Origin of the sequence: Cupriavidus sp. GA3-3 (assembly GCF_000389805.1) — a bacterium.
Lineage (GTDB): Bacteria > Pseudomonadota > Gammaproteobacteria > Burkholderiales > Burkholderiaceae > Cupriavidus > Cupriavidus necator_D.
The window spans coordinates 23,844-40,866 of record NZ_KB944492.1; the positions used below are offsets into that span (position 1 = coordinate 23,844).

Below are 17,023 nucleotides of genomic sequence, written 5' to 3' on the forward strand. Positions count from 1 at the left end.
AAAGAAGGGTCAGCTCCATGCCCCTCTTGACCCCCGAGTGCGGTAATGTATGCAACGTCTGCTATAACAGACACGCAAAAAGCGCCAGAGCCGGTATTGAAACGGCCATGACAACAGGCGGCCAAAATAACAAGCAGCCAAAAAGAATGCAGCCGGTGTGCGATCAGACGCAGCGCCGGCGCCGCGCATTTCCTTGTCGCGAATGCAGGGGGTGAGTCAGATGAAAGAAGCCGACATGCACGGAGCGATCCGTGGCTTGTACGAGGGCATTCTCGATCCCGGTGCCTGGCAGCAGAGCCTGCGCACCCTGACGGAACTGGCGGACACGGCACATGCCTCGATGATGGTCTGGGACACCGTCCGCGACCAGGTCACCGTCAATGAGATCGTCAATCCGGTGGTGGAACTGTTTTCCGAGTACGAATCGGACTACCAGGCCATCGATCCGGCCAAGCAGTACGCGCCGCGCCTTCGGCCGGGCGACTGGTATATCGACGCGCGCGAACTGGGCGAAGGCACCATGGCCCGCCATCCGTTCTACCGCGACTTCTTCCACCGCTACGACCTGCGCTCCTACGTGGCCTGCCTGGTCGAGCGCCAGCCCCACTACGAAGTCTATTTCTCGATGCAGCGCGCGCGCACGCAGCCGCTGTTCTCGCCCGACGACACCCGCGGCATGGACTGGATCATCCCGCATATGCGCAGCGCCATGGCCATGCGCGACCGCACGCTGGGGCTGACGGTGCTGGCGCGGCTGTCGACGCAGCTGGTGGAGCGGCTCAATTTTGCCCTGCTGGTGTTCTCGCCGCAGCGCCAGGTGCTGCTGAGCAACCGCGCCGGCGAGCGCTGGGCGCGGCGCCTGGACCCGGCCGGCAAGGTGTCGGACTGGACCCTGTCGCGCCCGTTCGCCGACATGGTGCAGGCCGCCTGCGACCCGCAGCGCGCGGTCGCCGCGCAGGCCGCCCGCGCCACCGACGGCAACGGTGCCTGCGCGCAGGTGATCGTGCTGCCGCTGCCGCCCTCGCACGCGTTTGCCGCGCAATGGCAGGAACCGGCGGCACTGGTGATCGTGCATGAGCAGGACAGCGCGCCGCTGTTGCTGGCGCCGGTGCTGCGCGACCTGTACGGACTGACCCCGGCGGAGACCCGGCTGACCACCCAGCTCGCCACCGGACAGGGTCTGCCCGAAGCCAGCCAGCAGCTGAACATCCGCCACGAAACCGCGCGCACCCAGCTCAAGGCCATATTCCACAAGACCGGCTGCAACAGCCAGGCCCAGCTGACGCATCTGCTCTCGCGCCTGGGCGCGGCGCTGGACGAGGCCTGAACACCACGCGCCCGGCAGCGGGCCGGCGCCGCGCCCGCGGCCCGCCCGTTGCCCCGCGAAGAAAGTGCTAAAAATAAAAGAAGTAAAAAGAAGGGAAGCCATGAGCGACACACAGATGCACGACACCATTCGCGCGCTGTACGAGGGGATCTTCGATGCCGATGCCTGGCAGCGCAGCCTGGGCGCGCTGTGCCAGGCCAGCGGCAGCACGCATGCCCATCTGCTGGTGCTCGACACCGTCAACGAGCGCGTGCTGGTGAACCAGGAGGTCAACCCCATGCCGGAGGCGGTGGCCGCCTACAGCGAACACTACGTAGCCATCGACCCGGCCCTGCCGTTCGCCAGGCGCATGTCGGTGGGCAACTGGTATATCGATTCACGCGAGCTGGGCGCGCAGGCGATGCGCAAGTCGCCCTTCTACGGCGAGTTCCTGCGGCAATTCGAACAGTCATCGGTGATGGCCTGCCTGATCGAGCGCCAGCCGCACTACGACGTGTTCCTGTCGCTGCAGCGTCCGCAGGGCCACGACCACTATTCGCCCGAAGACGCGCGCGCGCTTGACTGGGCCATCCCGCACATGCGCCATGCGATGGCGCTGCGCGACCGCACCCACCAGGTGTCGACACTGGCGCATGCGTCGGCGCAACTGATGGAGCGGCTGCCGTTCGGCGTGATCGTGTTCCGCGACGACGGCAAGCCGCTGCTGGCCAACAGCATTGGCGAGACCTGGGTGCGCCGGCTGCTGCCGGCGGTGTCGGTCGAAACCCGCGCCGTGGCGCCGCCCGCCATAGCCGTGCGCGAGGAAGCCGACTGGCAGCTGTCGCGCCCGTTTGCCGAAGCGCTGCGGGCGGCATGCAACCCCGCCAACCCGCAGCCGGCGCAGGCGCTGCGTGCGGCCGACAGCGCCGGCCGCCAGGCCCAGGTCGTGCTGCTGCCGCTGCCGCCGGCACACCATCTGGCGATGGACTGGCAGCGCCCCAGCGTGCTGGTGGCGATCCACGAACCCGGCACCGCGCCGATGACGCTGCCGGCGGTCTTGCGCGACCTCTACGGCCTCACGCCGGCCGAGACCCGGCTGGCCTTGCAGCTGTCATCGGGCATCGGCCTGCCCGAGGCGTGCGAGCTGATCGGCATCCGGCGCGAGACCGGACGCACGCAACTCAAGGCAATCTTCACCAAGACCGGGACGGGCACGCAGGCGCAACTGGCGCACCTGCTCACGCGGCTGGGGGTACGGACCTGACCGAGGCCAGCGCGCGTCAGTCGATCGACGCGCCCACGGTCTTGACCACCCCCGCCCACTTCTGCCGATCCCCCTTCACCGTAGCCTTGAACTGATCCACGGTCTCGACCCGCGGCGTGTTGCCGGCATCGATCAGCTTCTGGCGGATCGCCGGCGTTTCCAGCGCCACCTTCACCGCATCGTTGACCTTGCGCGCGATCTTCGGATCCAGCCCCTTGGGCCCGAAGAAGCCGAACCAGATGGTGCTGTTGAAGCCGGGCAGGCCGCTCTCGGCAATGGTCGGCACGTCGGGAATCACTTGCACGCGCTGCTTGGTGGTCACGCCCAGCAGGCGCACCTTGCCGGCGCGGTACTGCGGCAGCACGCTCTGCACCTGGTTGAAGATGCAGCAGACCTCGCCCTTCACCACCGCCTGCAGCGCGTCGGGGCCGCCCTTGTAGGGCACGTGGACCATGTCCAGGCCGGCGCGCGCATTGAACTCGGCAAAGGCCAGGTGCGTGCCGGTGCCGTTGCCGGTGGAGGCAAAGTTGTACTTGCCCGGGTTGGCCTTGACCTTCTCGATAAACTCCTTGACCGACTTCACGTCCAGCACCGCCGGGTTGACGGTCAGCACGTTGGAGACCTCGACCAGCGGCGCGATCGGGGTGAAATCGGCCTCGGCGTCGAACGGCAGGTTCTTGTACAGCGCCGGGTTGATGCCGTGCGTGGCGGCGGTGCCCAGCAGCAGCGTGTAGCCATCCGGCCTGGCATGCGCCACCACCTCGGAGGCGACGTTGCCGCCGGCGCCCGGCCGGTAGTCGTAGATGATGGTGGTCTTCAGCGACTTCTGCAGCGATTCCTGCAGCGTGCGGCCGACGATGTCGACGCCGGAGCCGGCAGTAAAGCCCATCAGGATCGTCACCGGCTGCGTCGGCCACTCCCCTTGCGCGCGGGCGGGCGAGCTGACCGTGCTGATGGCAGCGGCGGCGCACAGCGCGGCCAGGCCGGTAGCGGAACGGAAGGACAAGCGCGGAAGCAGGCGGGACGAAGTAGGCATGGGGGGCACCGTCGGTAAGTATCAGCAAGATAAGACCCGGCGCGGCGGGTCGGCACAATGATGACCGGGATCTGAGCCCCGGGCCAGCGCCACACGATAGCAAGGTTCCTGCCAAAACCAAACGACCGTGTTCGCTTGAGGGTATTCGATCGGGGCATATGTACGCCTCCTCGGCATCGCCTCAGCGCCGCAGCAACCCCACCAGCTCGTCCACGTCCGGCAGCGGCGCGCCGGTTCCCGCGGCGCTGTCGTCGTCCGCCTCCAGCAGCCCGTCGGCCAGCGCGCGCTTGTCGCGGTGCAGGTCGACGATGCGCTCTTCGATGGTGCCGGCATTGATCAGCCGGTACACCGTCACCGGGCGCTGCTGGCCGATGCGGTGCGCCCGGCCCATGGCCTGGTCTTCGGCGGCGGGATTCCACCAGGGGTCGGCAATGATCACGTAGTCGGCCGCGGTCAGGTTCAGGCCGAAGCCGCCGGCCTTCAGGCTGATCAGGAAGACATCGCCCTCGCCCGCCTGGAAGGCGGCCACGCGGCGGGTGCGCTCGGCCGCGGGGGTGGCGCCGTCCAGGTACTGCAGCGCCAGCCCGGCGCGCTCCAGCCCCTGGCGCAGCAGCTGCAGGAAGTCGACAAACTGGCTGAACACCAGGGTCTTGTGGCCGCTCGCGGCAAGCTCGCTGGCCAGCTCGACAAAGGCGCGCACCTTGGCGCCTTCGGACAGCTGGCCGCTGAGTTCCGGCGTGACCAGGCGCGGGTCGCACGCGGCGCGGCGCAGCCGCATCAGCTGCGCCAGCACGTGGATGCGCGCCTGGGCCTGGTGCTGGGCCTGCGCCAGGGCGCGCGCACGGGCCCCGGCAGGCGCGCCTTTGGTGGCCTTGCGTGCCGCTTCCACGCGCGCCAGCGCGGCCTCGGCCTCGGTCTGGGCCTGGCGGCGCAGGGCCTCGTAGTGCGCGGCTTCGACCGGCTCGGGCTCGACCCGGATCACCAGCTCCGTGCGCGGCGGCAGTTCGTCCAGCACCTGCGCCTTGGTCCGGCGCAGCACGAACGGCGCGATCATGCGGCGCAGCCGCTGGCGCGCCTCGCGCATGCCGCCGCGCTCGATCGGGTTGGCAAAGTGTTCGTTGAAGCGGGCCAGCGAGCCCAGCAAGCCCGGATTGCAGAACCGCATCACCGACCACAGCTCGGCCAGCCGGTTCTCCACGGGCGTGCCGGTCAGCGCCATGCGGAAGCCCGACGGCAGCGCGAACATGGCCTGCGCCCGCCGCGTGACCGCGTTCTTGAAGGCCTGCGCCTCGTCCGCGACCACGGTATGCCATTCGCGCGCGCAGAACGCCTTGCTGGCCTGCTGCAGCAGCGTGTACGAGATGATCACCAGGTCATGCGGCCCGGCCTGCGCCAGCAGCGTCTCACGATCGCCCTCGGCATAGACATGGACGTTGAGCGTGGGCGCAAAGCGCCGCGCCTCGGCCGCCCAGTTGCCGCACACCGAAGTCGGCGCGATCACCAGCGCGGCGCCGCCGCCGGCGCGCGCCACCAGCACCGCCAGCGCCTGCAGGGTCTTGCCCAGGCCCATGTCGTCGGCCAGGCAGGCGCCCAGGCCCGAGGCCGCCAGCGTCATGGCCCAGCGGTAGCCAGCCTCCTGGTAGGGCCGCAGCTCAGCCGCCAGCGTGGCAGGCAGCGCGATGTCAGCCTCGCGCGCGGCGCGCAGCCGGGCGATGCGCTGGCGGAAATGCGCATCGGGATCGACGCCGGCGCCGGCCAGCACGTCATCCAGCCACGGCGTGGCCATCTGCGGGACGCGAATGCCGTCGGGCACATGCTCACCGACGCCGGCGAGGTCGCGCAGCCGGCCGCGCAGCGTGCGCGTCAGCGCCACGTAGACGCCCTGCCCCATCGGCACGAAGCGCCCGGCGTCGCTGCCGGTCCAGTCGATCAGCTTGCCCAGCTCCAGCACCAGCCCCTCGGCCACGCGCAGCTCGCCGGCCAGCCGGTACCACGCGCCGCGGCTCTCGATCTGCACGCCCAGCTGCCGCAGGTCGGCCGGCAGCACGCGAATCTCCTTGCCGCGCGGCCATTCCACGGCCTGCACGGCGGGCAGTCCGGGCAGCGCCTCGACCACGGCGAGCGCGTCCTCCGGATCGTCCAGCATCCAGGTGTATTCGCCGCCCGGCGGCGCCAGCGCCACCAGCTGCGGCAATGCCGCGAAGACCTCGGCCACGCTGGCCAGCTCGGCATCCAGGTCGCGTTGCGTGGCCAGGGTCTCGCCGCGCACCGCCGCCATCAGGCGCTCGCGTCCGGCGCCGGGCGCGAGCCGCGGCCCGAGCGGCCCCAGCGGCGTCACCACCAGCCGCAGCGAAATGCCGCGCCCTGCCAGCCCGCCCAACGGTGCCACCTCGGCGCGCAGGCGCGCGTCAGCCTCCACCGCGCGCGATCCGCCCGCCTGGTCGGCCTGGACCTGGAACTGGCCGGCCAGCGCGCGCAAGGTCTGGTCGAGCTGGGCGTGGCCGTCCTCCGGGATCGCCAGGCCATCGCCGATCAGCCGGGCAGCCTCGAACTGCGCCGGCGTAAAGCGGATCAGCCGCAGCCGGTGCGGGCCGTCGCGCACCACCGTGAGCTGGCGCAGGGCCTCGGCCTCCTGGCGCGCGGCGGCCGGCAGCAAGGCTTCCATCGCCGGCGCCTCGCGCACCGGCGGGAACATGCGCAGCACGTAGCGGCCGGCGCTGCGCACCGCTTCCAGCGCGGGCGCGTCCTCCACCACCTCCAGCGTCTGCGACGGCGCATGCGCCAGCACCACGCCCGGGTGCCCCACCAGCGCCATCGCCGCGGCGGCGCGGTCGAGCACGTAGCGCCGGTTGTGCGACTGGTCGCGGCGGATGGCGCGGGCCACGCGGGCGTCCCACGGCTCCAGCCGGTCGTCCTCGGCCACGCGCGCCAGCGGCACCGGCCTGGGCTTGCCCCAGCCGCGCGCGCCGCGCACCTGCTCGAGCGGCTCGATCGTGCCGGGCGCGCCGTCGGCATCCAGCGTCAGCGCCCACAGCAGGCGCCTGCCGCCTTCGCCCCCGGCGGCAGGCTCGCTGCCGGCGAGCGCGCGCAGCGCCTCCAGCGCCTGCTGCCAGCCGGCCTGCGGCGCGGACGCGCCGCCGGGGTCGGAAGCCCTGTCAGGCGGGACATCGGGTCCGGGATGTGGGGTCAAAGGCACGGCGAGTGTGGGAATCAAGGCCGCCAGCGCGGCGGCACGGTGCGCGGAACAGGGCAAGAATGCCCGAAAAAGAGGATTCTAGACCGCAGCGGCGCCCGCACCGCGTTGTGACCCATGCCCCCCGGGCTTACAATATCGTTTTTGCTATTTCCACGGCGCAGGGAGAACAGACATGTCGATGGCGGATCGCGACGGCAAGATTTGGATGGACGGCAAGCTGATCGAATGGCGCGACGCCAAGATCCACGTGCTGACGCATACGCTGCACTATGGCATGGGCGTGTTCGAGGGCGTACGCGCCTACAAGACCCCCGAAGGCACCGCCATCTTCCGCCTGAAGGAGCACACCCGCCGCCTGTTCAATTCGGCCAAGATCTTCCAGATGGTCATGCCCTTCGACGAGGCCACGCTGGAAGCGGCGCAGCGAGAAGTGGTGCGCGCCAACAAGCTGGAATCCTGCTACATCCGCCCGATCGTGTGGGTCGGCGACGAGAAACTGGGCGTCTCGGCCAAGGGCAACACCATCCACGTGGCAATCGCGGCCTGGCCGTGGGGCGCCTACCTGGGCGAGGAAGGCATGGAGCGCGGCATCCGCGTGAAGACCTCGTCGTTCACGCGCCACCACGTCAACGTGTCGCTGGTGCGCGCCAAGGCGAGCGGCTACTACATCAACTCGATCCTGGCCAACCAGGAAGCCACCGGCCTGGGCTACGACGAAGCGCTGCTGCTCGACACCGAGGGCTATGTCAGCGAAGGCTCGGGCGAGAACGTCTTCATCGTGCGCAACGGCGTGATCTACACCCCGGACCTGGCCTCGTGCCTGGACGGCATCACCCGCGACGCCACCCTGACCATCGCGCGCGACCTGGGCATCGAGGTGCGTGAAAAGCGCATCACCCGCGACGAGATGTACTGCGCCGACGAAGCCTTCTTCACCGGCACCGCCGCCGAAGTCACGCCGATCCGCGAACTGGACGACCGCGTCATCGGCGAAGGCCGCCGCGGCCCGGTGACCAAGCAGATCCAGGACGCGTTCTTTGCCGCCGTGGGCGGCACCAACGAAAAGTACAAGAAGTGGCTGACGCTGGTCTGAGCACCGGCTGCCAGCCCCTGTTGCGCGCGCCCGGCACTGCCGGGCGAGGCACACCCTCTGTTTTCATCGAACAATAAGCATCACTCCCTGCAACACCATGACGCAAACCGCCACCATCATCGAAATCGGCGCTGAAGACATTCCGCTGCATTGCCCGACCGCCAACACCCCGGCATGGAACTACCATCCGCGCGTGTTCCTCGACGTGGCAGACACCGGCGAAGCCAAGTGCCCGTACTGCGGCACCGTCTACAAGCTCAAGCCGGGCACCGTGCTGAAGGGCCACCACTGACCCGAGCCGCCCGCATTCGCACGATCCTGACGCTCCGGGCCGCTTGCAGGCGCCCCGGAGCGTCGGCATTGCCGGCGTCCGCGCCGACGCTCCCGTGCCGGCTCCAAGCGCCCCGCCCATGAAGAAAGCCCTCGTCATCGCCCCCAACTGGATCGGCGACGCCCTGATGGCGCAGCCGCTCTTTGCGCTGCTCAAGGCGCGCCATCCGCGCCTGGTCATCGACGCACTCGCGCCCAAGTGGGTCGCGCCCGTGCTCGCGCGCATGCCGGAGATCGGCCGCGTGTTCCCGTCCGACCTCGCGCACGGCAAGCTGCAGCTGTCGGCACGGCTGATGTTCGCGCAGCAGCTCAAGAACGAAGGCTATGACCTCGCCTACGTGCTGCCGAACTCGCTCAAGTCGGCACTGGTCCCCTGGCTGGCCGGCATCCCGCTGCGCATCGGCTACCGCGGCGAAGCCCGCTTCGGCCTGCTCAACGTGCGCCACGCCAACCCGCCGCGCGACAAGCGCCCGCCGATGGTGGAGCACTACGCCCGCCTGGCGCTCAAGCCCGGCGCGCGCCTGCCCGAAGACCTGCCCGAGCCGCGCCTGCGCGTCGACCCGACGCGCATGGCGGCCACCGCCGAGCGCTTTGGCATCGCCCCGCACACGCGCGTGATCGCGTTCTGCCCGGGTGCCGAGTTCGGCCCGGCCAAGCGCTGGCCGGCCGGGCATTTCGCCAGGCTCGCGCAGATGCTGCGGCGTTCCTACCCGTATGCGCAGATGATCACGCTGGGCTCGGCCAAGGACGCCGAGATCGCCGCCGAGATCGTCAGCGAGGCCCCGTTCGTGCGCAACCTTTGCGGCCAGACCTCGCTGGATGACGCCGTGGACCTGCTGGCGCTCTCCGAAGCCGCGGTCTGCAACGACTCCGGCCTGATGCACGTCACCGCGGCGCTGAACCGGCCCCAGGTGGCGGTGTTCGGCTCGAGCGACCCGCGCCACACGCCGCCGTTGTCACAGGCAGCGAGTATCATGTGGCTGCAACTGGAGTGCAGTCCCTGCTTCAAGCGCGAGTGCCCGCTGGGCCACCTGCGCTGCCTGAAAGAGATCGAACCTGAAATGGTGTTCGTCGAGCTGCGCAAGCTGCTGCACCGGCCCTGACCTCACTGCCCTCGCCACTTCTACTGCCACCATGCCTCGCTTTGCCCGCCTGTTCGATTCCGCCGAAGACATCGTCGAAGCCTTTCGCGAAGCGCTGAAGCTGCGCGACGCAGACGGCGCGCTGCGCCTGTGGCTGGACGAAGACTCGATCACCTGCGTGCTGCCCGACGGCCAGCGCCTGATCGGCCACGAACAGCTGCGCCAGGCCTTCCTGCAACTGCTGGAAGAACAGCCGGTGCTGGTCGATGCAATCGAGACCAGCAGCCATGCGTCGATGGCCGTGTCGATCTTCGACGTGACCGAGGCGCTGCGCTTCGGCGGCGACCGCGTCGAGGCCGACCTGTACGTGCACACCACCTATGTACTGATGCAGAACCACGAAGGCTGGCGCCTGGCGCATATCCACTGCAGCCCGGCCAACGCGGTGCAGGTTGCCGCCGTGGCCGCCGCGCCGGGGCAGGCGCTGCACTGAACCCGCATGGCCGCCGCGCCGCGGCCTGCTGCAACACCACGCCGGCATGACGCAGCTTCCGCACCACCGCCTTCCCCAGGCCGTCCACGCCGCCCAGGCTGATCCCGCCACGGCGCCCGGCCATGGCTACGGCGAAGGCGTGCCGATGCCCTGGTGGCTGCGCGGCGGCCATGCCCAGACCATCATCCCCGCGCGCTTCACGCGCCGCCCGCCGCGCGTGAGCTTCCGCCGCGAGCGCTGGGATACCCCCGACCAGGACTTCATCGACCTCGACTGGACCACCCACCCGGTGCGCCCGGACACGCCGCTGGTGGTGATGTTCCACGGCCTGGAGGGCGATTCCGGCAGCCACTACGCGCAGGCGCTGATGCATGCGCTGTCCCTGCGCGGCTGGCAGGGCGTGGTCCCGCATTTCCGCGGCTGCTCGGGCGAGCTCAACCTGGCACCGCGCTTCTACCATTCGGGCGATTCGGCCGAGATCCGCTGGGTGCTGGAACGCATGCGCCAGCGCCATTGCGCCAACGGGCGCAAGCTGCTGGTGGTGGGGATCTCGCTGGGCGGCAACGCACTGCTGCGCTTCCTGGGCGAGGACGGCACCAGCGCCGGCCACGTGCATGCGGCCGCGGCGATCTCCGCGCCGCTGGACCTGGCTGCCGGCGGCGCGGCGCTGTCGGCCGGCTTCAACCTGGTCTATACGCGCATGTTCCTGCAGACGCTCAAGCGCAAGTCGCTGGCCAAGCTGGGGCAGTTCCCGGGGCTGTTCGACCGCGACACGATGCTGGCCAGCCGCGACCTGTACGCCTTCGACAACGTCGTCACCGCGCCGCTGCACGGCTTTGTCGATACCGACGACTACTGGCGCCGCGCCGCCAGCAAACCCGTGCTGCGCGACATCGCCGTGCCCACGCTGGTGCTCAATGCGCGCAACGATCCCTTCCTGCCGGCCCGGCACCTGCCCGGTCCGGCCGACGCCAGCCCCCAGGTATGGCTGGAACAGCCCGAGCACGGCGGCCATGTCGGCTTCATGACCCCGCCCGAGGGCTGGCGCCGGCACCTGCCCCTGCTGCCCGACGGGCGCTTCAGCGGCGACATCGAATGGTTGCCGGCACGGATCCTGAGATTTTTTGACGGCATGATGTGAGGCGGGCGCAGTCCCCCCACGGCCCGCCGAGGAGACAGACATGGACGAGATCGTCAGGCAAGCCATGGCACGCTGGCCCAACGTGCCCAACGCCTACGGCTGGCTGGCACTGGACCGCCGCGGCCAGTGGCGCCTGCGCAATGAGTACGCCCAGCAGCACGGGCTATCGGGCGACCCCATCCGCCATGAAGCGCTGATCGGCTTTATCGAACGCAACTACCTGTGCGACGAGCGCGGCGCCTGGTACTTCCAGAACGGCCCGCAGCGGGTGTTCGTTTCGCTGGGCTATGCGCCGTGGGTGGTGCGGCTGCATGAAGGCGCGCTGCGCACGACCACGCAGCAGGCCTTCACGCTGCAGGCCTGCTACGCCGACGAGCACGGCAACGTGGTGCTGGCCGGCACGGTCGAGGGCATGGCGCAAGGCAGCCCGCCGGCACAGCAGGCCGCCCTGCTGCACGACCACGACCTGGAACTGTTCAGCGGCGCCAGCACCTGGCATGGCGAAGCCTGCGGCACTGACCTGGGCGTATTCCACCACGATGGCCGCGACATCCCGATCGAGCCGGTTGCCGAGAGCGAGGTGCCCAGGCGCTTTGGCTTCGTGCGCCAGCCGGCGCCACCGGCTGGCTGAACGCCTGCCTCAGTTAGGCATGCCCTTGCTGTCCTGCTTGTCCTCGCGGTACTGGCGCTCCAGCTGGTGCAGGCGCGCATCGACCTCGGACAGCGTGTAGAAGTCGCCGTCGCCGGCCTTGCGCGCGATCTGCAACTGCTCGATCGCGGCCTGGTAGGCACCGTCCATCGCATACTTCTCGGCCAGCGCCTGGTGCTGCTGCAAGCGCTTGCCCTGGCCCGCGTAGGCGCGCGCCAGCAGCTCCCACCATTCGCTGCGGCTGGTCTCCTGGCGCGTGCGTTCGCGCAGGAAGCGCACGGCCTCTTCATAGCGGCCTGAGCCGACCAGGGTATCGGCATAGGCAATCGCCACCGCATGCGACAGCGGGAACGCCTTCATCGACGCGCTGGCCTGGGACAGCGCCTCGGGCACGCGGCCCTGCGCGCGCGCCAGTTCCACCGCCATCACGTCCAGCATGGGGCTGCCCGAGGAGGCGCCGGGAATATTGCCGTAGAGACGGCGCGCCTCGGCCAGCTCCTGTTCGGCGGCCGGGTAGCGGCCCAGCCGCTGCTCGGTGAAGGCAAGGCCGTAGTGCAGCGCCGGAGCACGCAGTGCCGTTGCTCCCGGCAGTTGCGTGCGCAGCGCCGCGCGCAGGTTCTGCAGGTCGCTGGGCGACGATTCCTGGATCACGCGGGCCCGCATCCGCGCAAACTCGTATTCAGGCGTGTTGGCGACCTTGCGCTTGCTGGCATGACTGACGCGGTCCTGCATGTCGGCAATCCGCTCGGAGGTCAGCGGGTGAGTCCGCACATAAGACGGGACCGAGTTTTCCGCGGTCCCCGATGCGCGCTGCAGGCGCATGAAGAAATCGGGCATGCCCTGCGGGTCAAACCCCGCCGCGGTCAGGATCTGGAAGCCGACCCGGTCGGCCTCGCGCTCGGCCCCGCGCGAGAACGACAGCTGGTTGGCGATGGCCGCGCCCTGCCCGCCCATGGCCAGCGCCGCCGCGGCGTCCGGGCTGCGCGTGGCGGCCAGGCCCGCCAGCACCATCGAGGCCAGCGCGATCCACATCGACTGGTCCTGCGAGGTGATGCCACGCGCGATATGCCGCTGCATCACGTGGCCGATTTCATGGCCCAGCACCGAGGCCAGTTCCGATTCCGTATCGGACTGCACCAGCAGCCCGGTATGCACGCCGATATAGCCGCCCGGCAGCGCAAACGCGTTGATGCTGCGGTCACGCACCGCGAACAGGTCAAAGCCGGTGGCAAAGGTGCCCGCACCGGTCGAGCCGGAGATATTCTGGCGCCGCGCCGCCTGCACCAGCCGGTAGCCCAGCGCGTTCAGGTAATCGGACAGCAGCGGATCCGGCACGTACAGCGGGTCGCGCCGGATATCGCGCATGATGCGGTCGCCCAGGCGCTTTTCCATGTCGGGCGACAGCGACGCCGTGGACGGGTCGCCCAGGTCCGGCAACTGCACGCCGCCGGCCTCCACCACCGCGTTGTTGGTGCGCAGGCCGAACTCGGACTTCTGGCCCGCCTTCACGCTGCGGTTCAGGTTGTCATAGACCTGGTCGCTGGCCTCGCCCGAGATGGCGGGCACCGGCTGCGGGGGCCGGGCCGCGGGCGCAGCCGCCACCGGCGTGGCTGGCGCCGGGGCTGTGCGCGGCGTACCCTGAGGCCAGGCCGGTGCCGCGAACGTCAGCGCCAGCAGCGCCGCCAGCGGCCGCCGCCATGGCGTCCATGCGCCGCCAGCGCGGCAATGGCCGGCGCCTGCGCGATGTGACGCGGAGCCGGCGGGAACAGCGTCCGCCACGGCGCCGGGGCCGCGTGCGGCAGACCTGCGAAGCGATGGGTGTTTTGGCATGTTGCTATGATAGCGGCCTCCCGTGGCCGTTCCCATCGGATGCTTCCCAGGGACGCCGGCGGCCACCAGCACGCAGTTCGCACTGAAGCTCTCGATCATGACCCAGCTCACCCATTTCGATACCGCCGGACAAGCCCACATGGTCGACGTCGGCGACAAGGCCAGCACCCACCGCGTCGCCGTGGCCACCGGCACCATCACCATGCAGCCAGCCACCTTCACGCTGGTGCGCGACGGCAGCGCCAAGAAAGGCGACGTGATCGGCATCGCCCGCGTGGCGGCGATCATGGCCACCAAGCGCACCGCCGACCTGATCCCGCTATGCCACCCGATCGGCCTGACCAAGGTGGGGGTCGAGTTCGCGCTGGACGAGGCCACCGCCACCGTAGCCTGCACCGTGCGCACCGAAACCCGCGGCCAGACCGGCGTGGAGATGGAAGCGCTGACCGGCGTGCAGGTTGCACTGCTGACGATCTATGACATGTGCAAGGCGGTGGACCGCGGCATGGTGATCGGCAATGTGAAGTTGCTGGAAAAGCATGGGGGCAAGTCGGGGGATTGGGTGGCGGTCGGCTGACCTCCGCACGTGACGCCTGCAACACGCGCCGCGATGGGCAGTGTCACGATGTCTTACGCCAGGGTCGTTCCCCGGTAATAGAGGTAACGCCGCATTTCCAGCCGGGCCGCCGTGGCGCCGGCGCGGGACAATTTGGTATTCAATATGATTGCAGGCCCGCCGCTGGTTGCGGCCTGCTGACCCTGTCCGTGGCGTGCCATGCGGTGCGCGCGGGGATGAGGTGGATACCATGAACGGGCGCATGCTCTGCCAGATCGCCCTGGCACTCGCGGCCACGGCCGCAAGCGGCGCCGCCCTCGCCGGGCGGGCCGATCTCCACGATGCCGCTTTGCACGATAGCGACGCACGCGGCGGCTTCATCAAGACACGCACAAGCGTCGGCGTGGGCCTCTATTTCGGGCCCGGCGTGTTCTATGGCGGCTACCCGTATGGCTACCCCGCCCCGTACTACTACCCGCCCGCCGTGGTCACCGCACCCGCGGCGCCGCCGCAGTACATCGAACAGGGTCCGAACGGCCCCGTGCCGGTCCCCGGCCCGGACGGCGTAGCGCCGCAGCAGGGCTGGTGGTACCACTGCGACCAGCCCGAAGGCTACTACCCCTATGTGCAGTCCTGCCCCGGCGGCTGGCAGCGCATACCGGCACAGTCGCCGGCCAACTTCTGATGCGGGGTGACACCATGCATGCCCTGACCCGCGCCACGCTGGCCGTGGCTACCCTGACCCTCGGCGCCTGCGCCGTGATGCCTGCCGGCCCCAGCGTGATGGTGCTGCCGGGCACCGGCAAGAGCTTCGACCAGTTCCGCGCCGACGACTACAACTGCCGCCAGTTCGCCTTCGGGCGGGTGGGCGGTGTCTCATCCTCGCAGGCCGCCAACAATGCCGCCGTCGGCAGCGCCGTGGTCGGCACCGCGCTGGGCGCAGCGGCGGGCGCGGCGTTCAATGGCGGATCGGGTGCGGCGGTGGGTGCGGGCGTCGGCCTGCTGACTGGCGCGGCGGTCGGCGCTGGCAATGCCCAGTACGCCGGCTACGGCACGCAACAGCAATACGATGCCGCCTACGTACAGTGCATGTACGCCAGCGGCAACCGCGTGCCGGCCCCCGGACGCGTCGCCGCTGCGCCGCCGTCACCACGGTACTACTACTATCCGCCGCCTCCGCCACCGGTCTATTACAGCCCGTATCCGTACTACTAGGTCAGTCCCGGCGCCATTCGGAATACCGACGCGAACGGTCGCCGACCCATGCGCAGAATGCCTGCGGGCGTTCGTCTGGCGTCAGGTCGCGGCAGGCCTTCGCAATCTCGGCGTATTGCGCGACTTCATCGCCAAGGTAGTACCAGCGCAGCCGTTCCATCCACTGGCGGCCTTGCGCAGGATCGCCGGTCAGCGCCAGCAGCCATGCGGTGCGCGCGATCATGGTCGGCGTAGGCAGCAGGTGGACGGCGGCGATGTGGGCGGGCAACAACTCTGCCGCATTGGCCGGCGTAATGGTGGCCAGGCCGGCAGCGTCGGCCTGCGCGTGCTGGCGGAACCAGAAGCGCGGCATCGGCAAGGCGTTGCGGCCTTCGCTGCTGGCGTATTCGCGGGCTTCGGCGCGGCGGTAGTCTTGCCACATGGTGGCCAGCACGGCCATAGCCACCACGACAAACGCGAGCGCCAGCCCACGCGCCACTGGCATCGGCACGCGCCAACGCCCGAAACCCGACGGCTCCAGCCAACCGAGCATGAAGCAGAACGGCAGGAAGAAATAGAGATAATGCAGCGGGTATTCGAGCATCGAATGCGCGCACAGCATCGCCAGCCAGGTAAGAACCAGCACGGTCTGCTTGCGCTCTTCGCTATCGCCGTGCCACAAGCGAACGCGAATCACGCGCCATAGCCACGCCAGCAGGATCAGGCCTACGCCGGCGGTACCGACGATGCCCGTCTTTGCCAGCAGGTCGAGGATGGCGTTGTGGGCGTGCAGGGACATCTCCACCTTCACGCCGACTTGCTGCAACTGCTGGAATTGCGCCCAGCCGAACTCGCCCCAGCCGACGCCGAACCACGGGTGGGAGCGGAACATTGCCAGCGCGTGGGTCCATAGTGCACTGCGCGCGGACATCTGGTCTTCGGCTTCGAGTTGGGCGATGGTGTCGAACAGACGCCAGTCGAAGGCTTGCCCTGCGACGCGGATTGCGGGTTGCAGGATCAGTAGCATCGCCACCATTGCAACGGCGGCGACGAGCAGACCGACTGGTCGCTGCATTGGGTCCGAGTCGCGCCGCCCGCCTCGTGCAAGCCATGCCGCGACCAGTGCATAGACCGCAGCCAGGCCAACATGCAGCACGCCGGTGCGCGAACCGGACAGTACGATGCCGCTTTCCAGCAAGACCACGGCAGCGAGCCACATCGGGAAGCGCAGGCGGCGACGGGAGGCCAGCCATACTGATGCCACCAGCGCCAGGCCTTCAACGGTGGCCTGGTGGTTGGGCTGGTTCAGGTTGCCCCAGAGGCGGCGGTTGTTGTCGTAGAAGTAAGTGGAGACGAGGCCGAAGGCGCGGGATTCGAGATGGAACAATTGCACCCACTGCATTACGGTGCCTAGCAGGCCGGCGACGAGGAAGGCAGTGGCCAAGTCATCGCCGATATCCTGCGTGCTCGTTGCTGTCGCGCGGCGGTGCCACCATGCGGCGCATGTCACTGTGCCGCCGAGGATCAGCGTGAGGACCGTGATCGTGCGGCTGCCAGTGATGTCAGCGTGGCCGAGGGCGCCTAGTACCAGGCTGATGATGGTTAGGCAGAGGAACAGCAAGGAGACCGACGGTATGGACACGGCGGCTGCCGGGGTCGATGCGGCGAGCTTGCGGATCGCAGTGATCGCGAAGACGGCGATAGCACAGAGTGCTGCGATCCATTCGCCATAGAACGTCGCGAGCGGCAGAGTGTGCCGGGAGACTAGCAGCGGGGCGACGATTGCTGCGATGAGGGCGGCCGAGGGTGGAAAGGGCCTGGACAGCTGCATCGGGGCGCCTGTTTAGGGGAAA

The 17,023-nt window shown here is 69.3% G+C and carries 15 protein-coding genes; 11 read left to right on the top strand and 4 right to left on the bottom strand.

All coding sequences use genetic code 11. The annotated features are described in order from the left end of the window. The first annotated feature begins 220 nt into the window (after nt 1–220). Nucleotides 221–1,327, top strand: coding sequence for a helix-turn-helix transcriptional regulator (locus tag C265_RS22475; protein ID WP_010812200.1), 1,107 nt, complete (start codon nt 221–223; stop codon nt 1,325–1,327). Nucleotides 1,328–1,427: 100 nt separating this feature from the next. Then, nucleotides 1,428–2,570: a helix-turn-helix transcriptional regulator gene (locus C265_RS22480; RefSeq protein WP_010812201.1), complete on the top strand. Its 1,143-nt coding sequence runs from the start codon at nt 1,428–1,430 to the stop codon at nt 2,568–2,570. A gap of 16 nt (nt 2,571–2,586) precedes the next feature. On the opposite strand, the gene C265_RS22485 is transcribed toward C265_RS22480, so the two are convergent. Both C265_RS22485 and C265_RS22490 read right to left on the bottom strand, forming a co-directional pair. Further along, nucleotides 2,587–3,606: a tripartite tricarboxylate transporter substrate binding protein gene (locus C265_RS22485; RefSeq protein ID WP_010812202.1), complete on the bottom strand. Its 1,020-nt coding sequence runs from the start codon at nt 3,604–3,606 to the stop codon at nt 2,587–2,589. Between the two features lie 181 nt (nt 3,607–3,787). After that, on the bottom strand, nt 3,788–6,802 hold the full coding sequence (locus tag C265_RS22490) for a DEAD/DEAH box helicase (RefSeq protein ID WP_037025080.1): 3,015 nt from the start codon (nt 6,800–6,802) through the stop codon (nt 3,788–3,790). A 172-nt stretch (nt 6,803–6,974) separates the two neighbouring features. On the opposite strand from C265_RS22490, the gene C265_RS22495 reads away from it, so the two are divergent. From C265_RS22495 to C265_RS22520, 6 genes are all read left to right on the top strand, one after another. Next, nucleotides 6,975–7,895, top strand: a complete 921-nt coding sequence (locus C265_RS22495; protein ID WP_010812204.1) for a branched-chain amino acid transaminase — start codon at nt 6,975–6,977, stop codon at nt 7,893–7,895. A 97-nt stretch (nt 7,896–7,992) separates the two neighbouring features. Then, complete coding sequence (locus tag C265_RS22500) at nt 7,993–8,187, top strand: zinc-finger domain-containing protein (RefSeq protein WP_010812205.1); 195 nt, start codon at nt 7,993–7,995, stop codon at nt 8,185–8,187. Nucleotides 8,188–8,305: 118 nt separating this feature from the next. After that, nucleotides 8,306–9,328 (top strand): lipopolysaccharide heptosyltransferase II, encoded by a 1,023-nt coding sequence (waaF, locus tag C265_RS22505; protein ID WP_010812206.1) that lies wholly within the window; start codon nt 8,306–8,308, stop codon nt 9,326–9,328. A 31-nt stretch (nt 9,329–9,359) separates the two neighbouring features. Next, nucleotides 9,360–9,800 carry a nuclear transport factor 2 family protein gene (locus tag C265_RS22510; protein WP_010812207.1) on the top strand — a complete coding sequence of 147 codons (441 nt, stop codon included), beginning with the start codon at nt 9,360–9,362 and terminating at the stop codon, nt 9,798–9,800. 46 nt (nt 9,801–9,846) lie between these two features. Further along, nucleotides 9,847–10,941, top strand: a complete 1,095-nt coding sequence (locus C265_RS22515; RefSeq protein ID WP_037025088.1) for a YheT family hydrolase — start codon at nt 9,847–9,849, stop codon at nt 10,939–10,941. Between the two features lie 40 nt (nt 10,942–10,981). Next, entirely contained in the window at nt 10,982–11,572 is a 591-nt protein-coding gene (locus C265_RS22520; protein WP_010812209.1) for a DUF2946 family protein, read from the top strand. A 9-nt stretch (nt 11,573–11,581) separates the two neighbouring features. Here the strand turns inward: C265_RS22520 and C265_RS22525 are convergent, their stop codons facing one another. After that, the gene (locus tag C265_RS22525; protein ID WP_037025090.1) at nt 11,582–13,420 is read right to left on the bottom strand and encodes a M48 family metalloprotease; all 1,839 of its coding nucleotides are present in this window, start codon (nt 13,418–13,420) and stop codon (nt 11,582–11,584) included. A gap of 97 nt (nt 13,421–13,517) precedes the next feature. Here C265_RS22525 and moaC point away from each other — a divergent pair, with 97 nt between their 5' ends. The 3 genes from moaC (at nt 13,518) to C265_RS22540 (ending at nt 15,191) form a co-directional block, all read left to right on the top strand. After that, complete coding sequence (moaC, locus tag C265_RS22530; RefSeq protein WP_010812211.1) at nt 13,518–13,997, top strand: cyclic pyranopterin monophosphate synthase MoaC; 480 nt, start codon at nt 13,518–13,520, stop codon at nt 13,995–13,997. Between the two features lie 229 nt (nt 13,998–14,226). Then, nucleotides 14,227–14,661, top strand: a complete 435-nt coding sequence (locus C265_RS22535) for a hypothetical protein (RefSeq protein WP_010812212.1) — start codon at nt 14,227–14,229, stop codon at nt 14,659–14,661. Between the two features lie 14 nt (nt 14,662–14,675). Then, nucleotides 14,676–15,191, top strand: a complete 516-nt coding sequence (locus C265_RS22540; protein ID WP_011614572.1) for a glycine zipper family protein — start codon at nt 14,676–14,678, stop codon at nt 15,189–15,191. A 1-nt stretch (nt 15,192) separates the two neighbouring features. On the opposite strand, the gene C265_RS22545 is transcribed toward C265_RS22540, so the two are convergent. Continuing rightward, nucleotides 15,193–17,001: a PglL family O-oligosaccharyltransferase gene (locus C265_RS22545; RefSeq protein WP_037025081.1), complete on the bottom strand. Its 1,809-nt coding sequence runs from the start codon at nt 16,999–17,001 to the stop codon at nt 15,193–15,195. Nucleotides 17,002–17,023: the final 22 nt, after the last annotated feature.

Excerpts from the sequence above, each read along its gene's own strand:
- C265_RS22475 (WP_010812200.1), top strand. The coding sequence starts at position 221 with ATGAAAGAAGCCGACATGCACGGAGCGATCCGTGGCTTGTACGAGGGC.
- C265_RS22480 (WP_010812201.1), top strand. The coding sequence starts at position 1,428 with ATGAGCGACACACAGATGCACGACACCATTCGCGCGCTGTACGAGGGG.
- C265_RS22485 (WP_010812202.1), bottom strand. The coding sequence starts at position 3,606 with ATGCCTACTTCGTCCCGCCTGCTTCCGCGCTTGTCCTTCCGTTCCGCT.
- C265_RS22495 (WP_010812204.1), top strand. The coding sequence starts at position 6,975 with ATGTCGATGGCGGATCGCGACGGCAAGATTTGGATGGACGGCAAGCTG.
- C265_RS22500 (WP_010812205.1), top strand. The coding sequence starts at position 7,993 with ATGACGCAAACCGCCACCATCATCGAAATCGGCGCTGAAGACATTCCG.
- waaF (WP_010812206.1), top strand. The coding sequence starts at position 8,306 with ATGAAGAAAGCCCTCGTCATCGCCCCCAACTGGATCGGCGACGCCCTG.
- C265_RS22510 (WP_010812207.1), top strand. The coding sequence starts at position 9,360 with ATGCCTCGCTTTGCCCGCCTGTTCGATTCCGCCGAAGACATCGTCGAA.
- C265_RS22515 (WP_037025088.1), top strand. The coding sequence starts at position 9,847 with ATGACGCAGCTTCCGCACCACCGCCTTCCCCAGGCCGTCCACGCCGCC.
- C265_RS22520 (WP_010812209.1), top strand. The coding sequence starts at position 10,982 with ATGGACGAGATCGTCAGGCAAGCCATGGCACGCTGGCCCAACGTGCCC.
- C265_RS22525 (WP_037025090.1), bottom strand. The coding sequence starts at position 13,420 with ATGCCAAAACACCCATCGCTTCGCAGGTCTGCCGCACGCGGCCCCGGC.
- moaC (WP_010812211.1), top strand. The coding sequence starts at position 13,518 with ATGACCCAGCTCACCCATTTCGATACCGCCGGACAAGCCCACATGGTC.
- C265_RS22535 (WP_010812212.1), top strand. The coding sequence starts at position 14,227 with ATGAACGGGCGCATGCTCTGCCAGATCGCCCTGGCACTCGCGGCCACG.
- C265_RS22540 (WP_011614572.1), top strand. The coding sequence starts at position 14,676 with ATGCATGCCCTGACCCGCGCCACGCTGGCCGTGGCTACCCTGACCCTC.
- C265_RS22545 (WP_037025081.1), bottom strand. The coding sequence starts at position 17,001 with ATGCAGCTGTCCAGGCCCTTTCCACCCTCGGCCGCCCTCATCGCAGCA.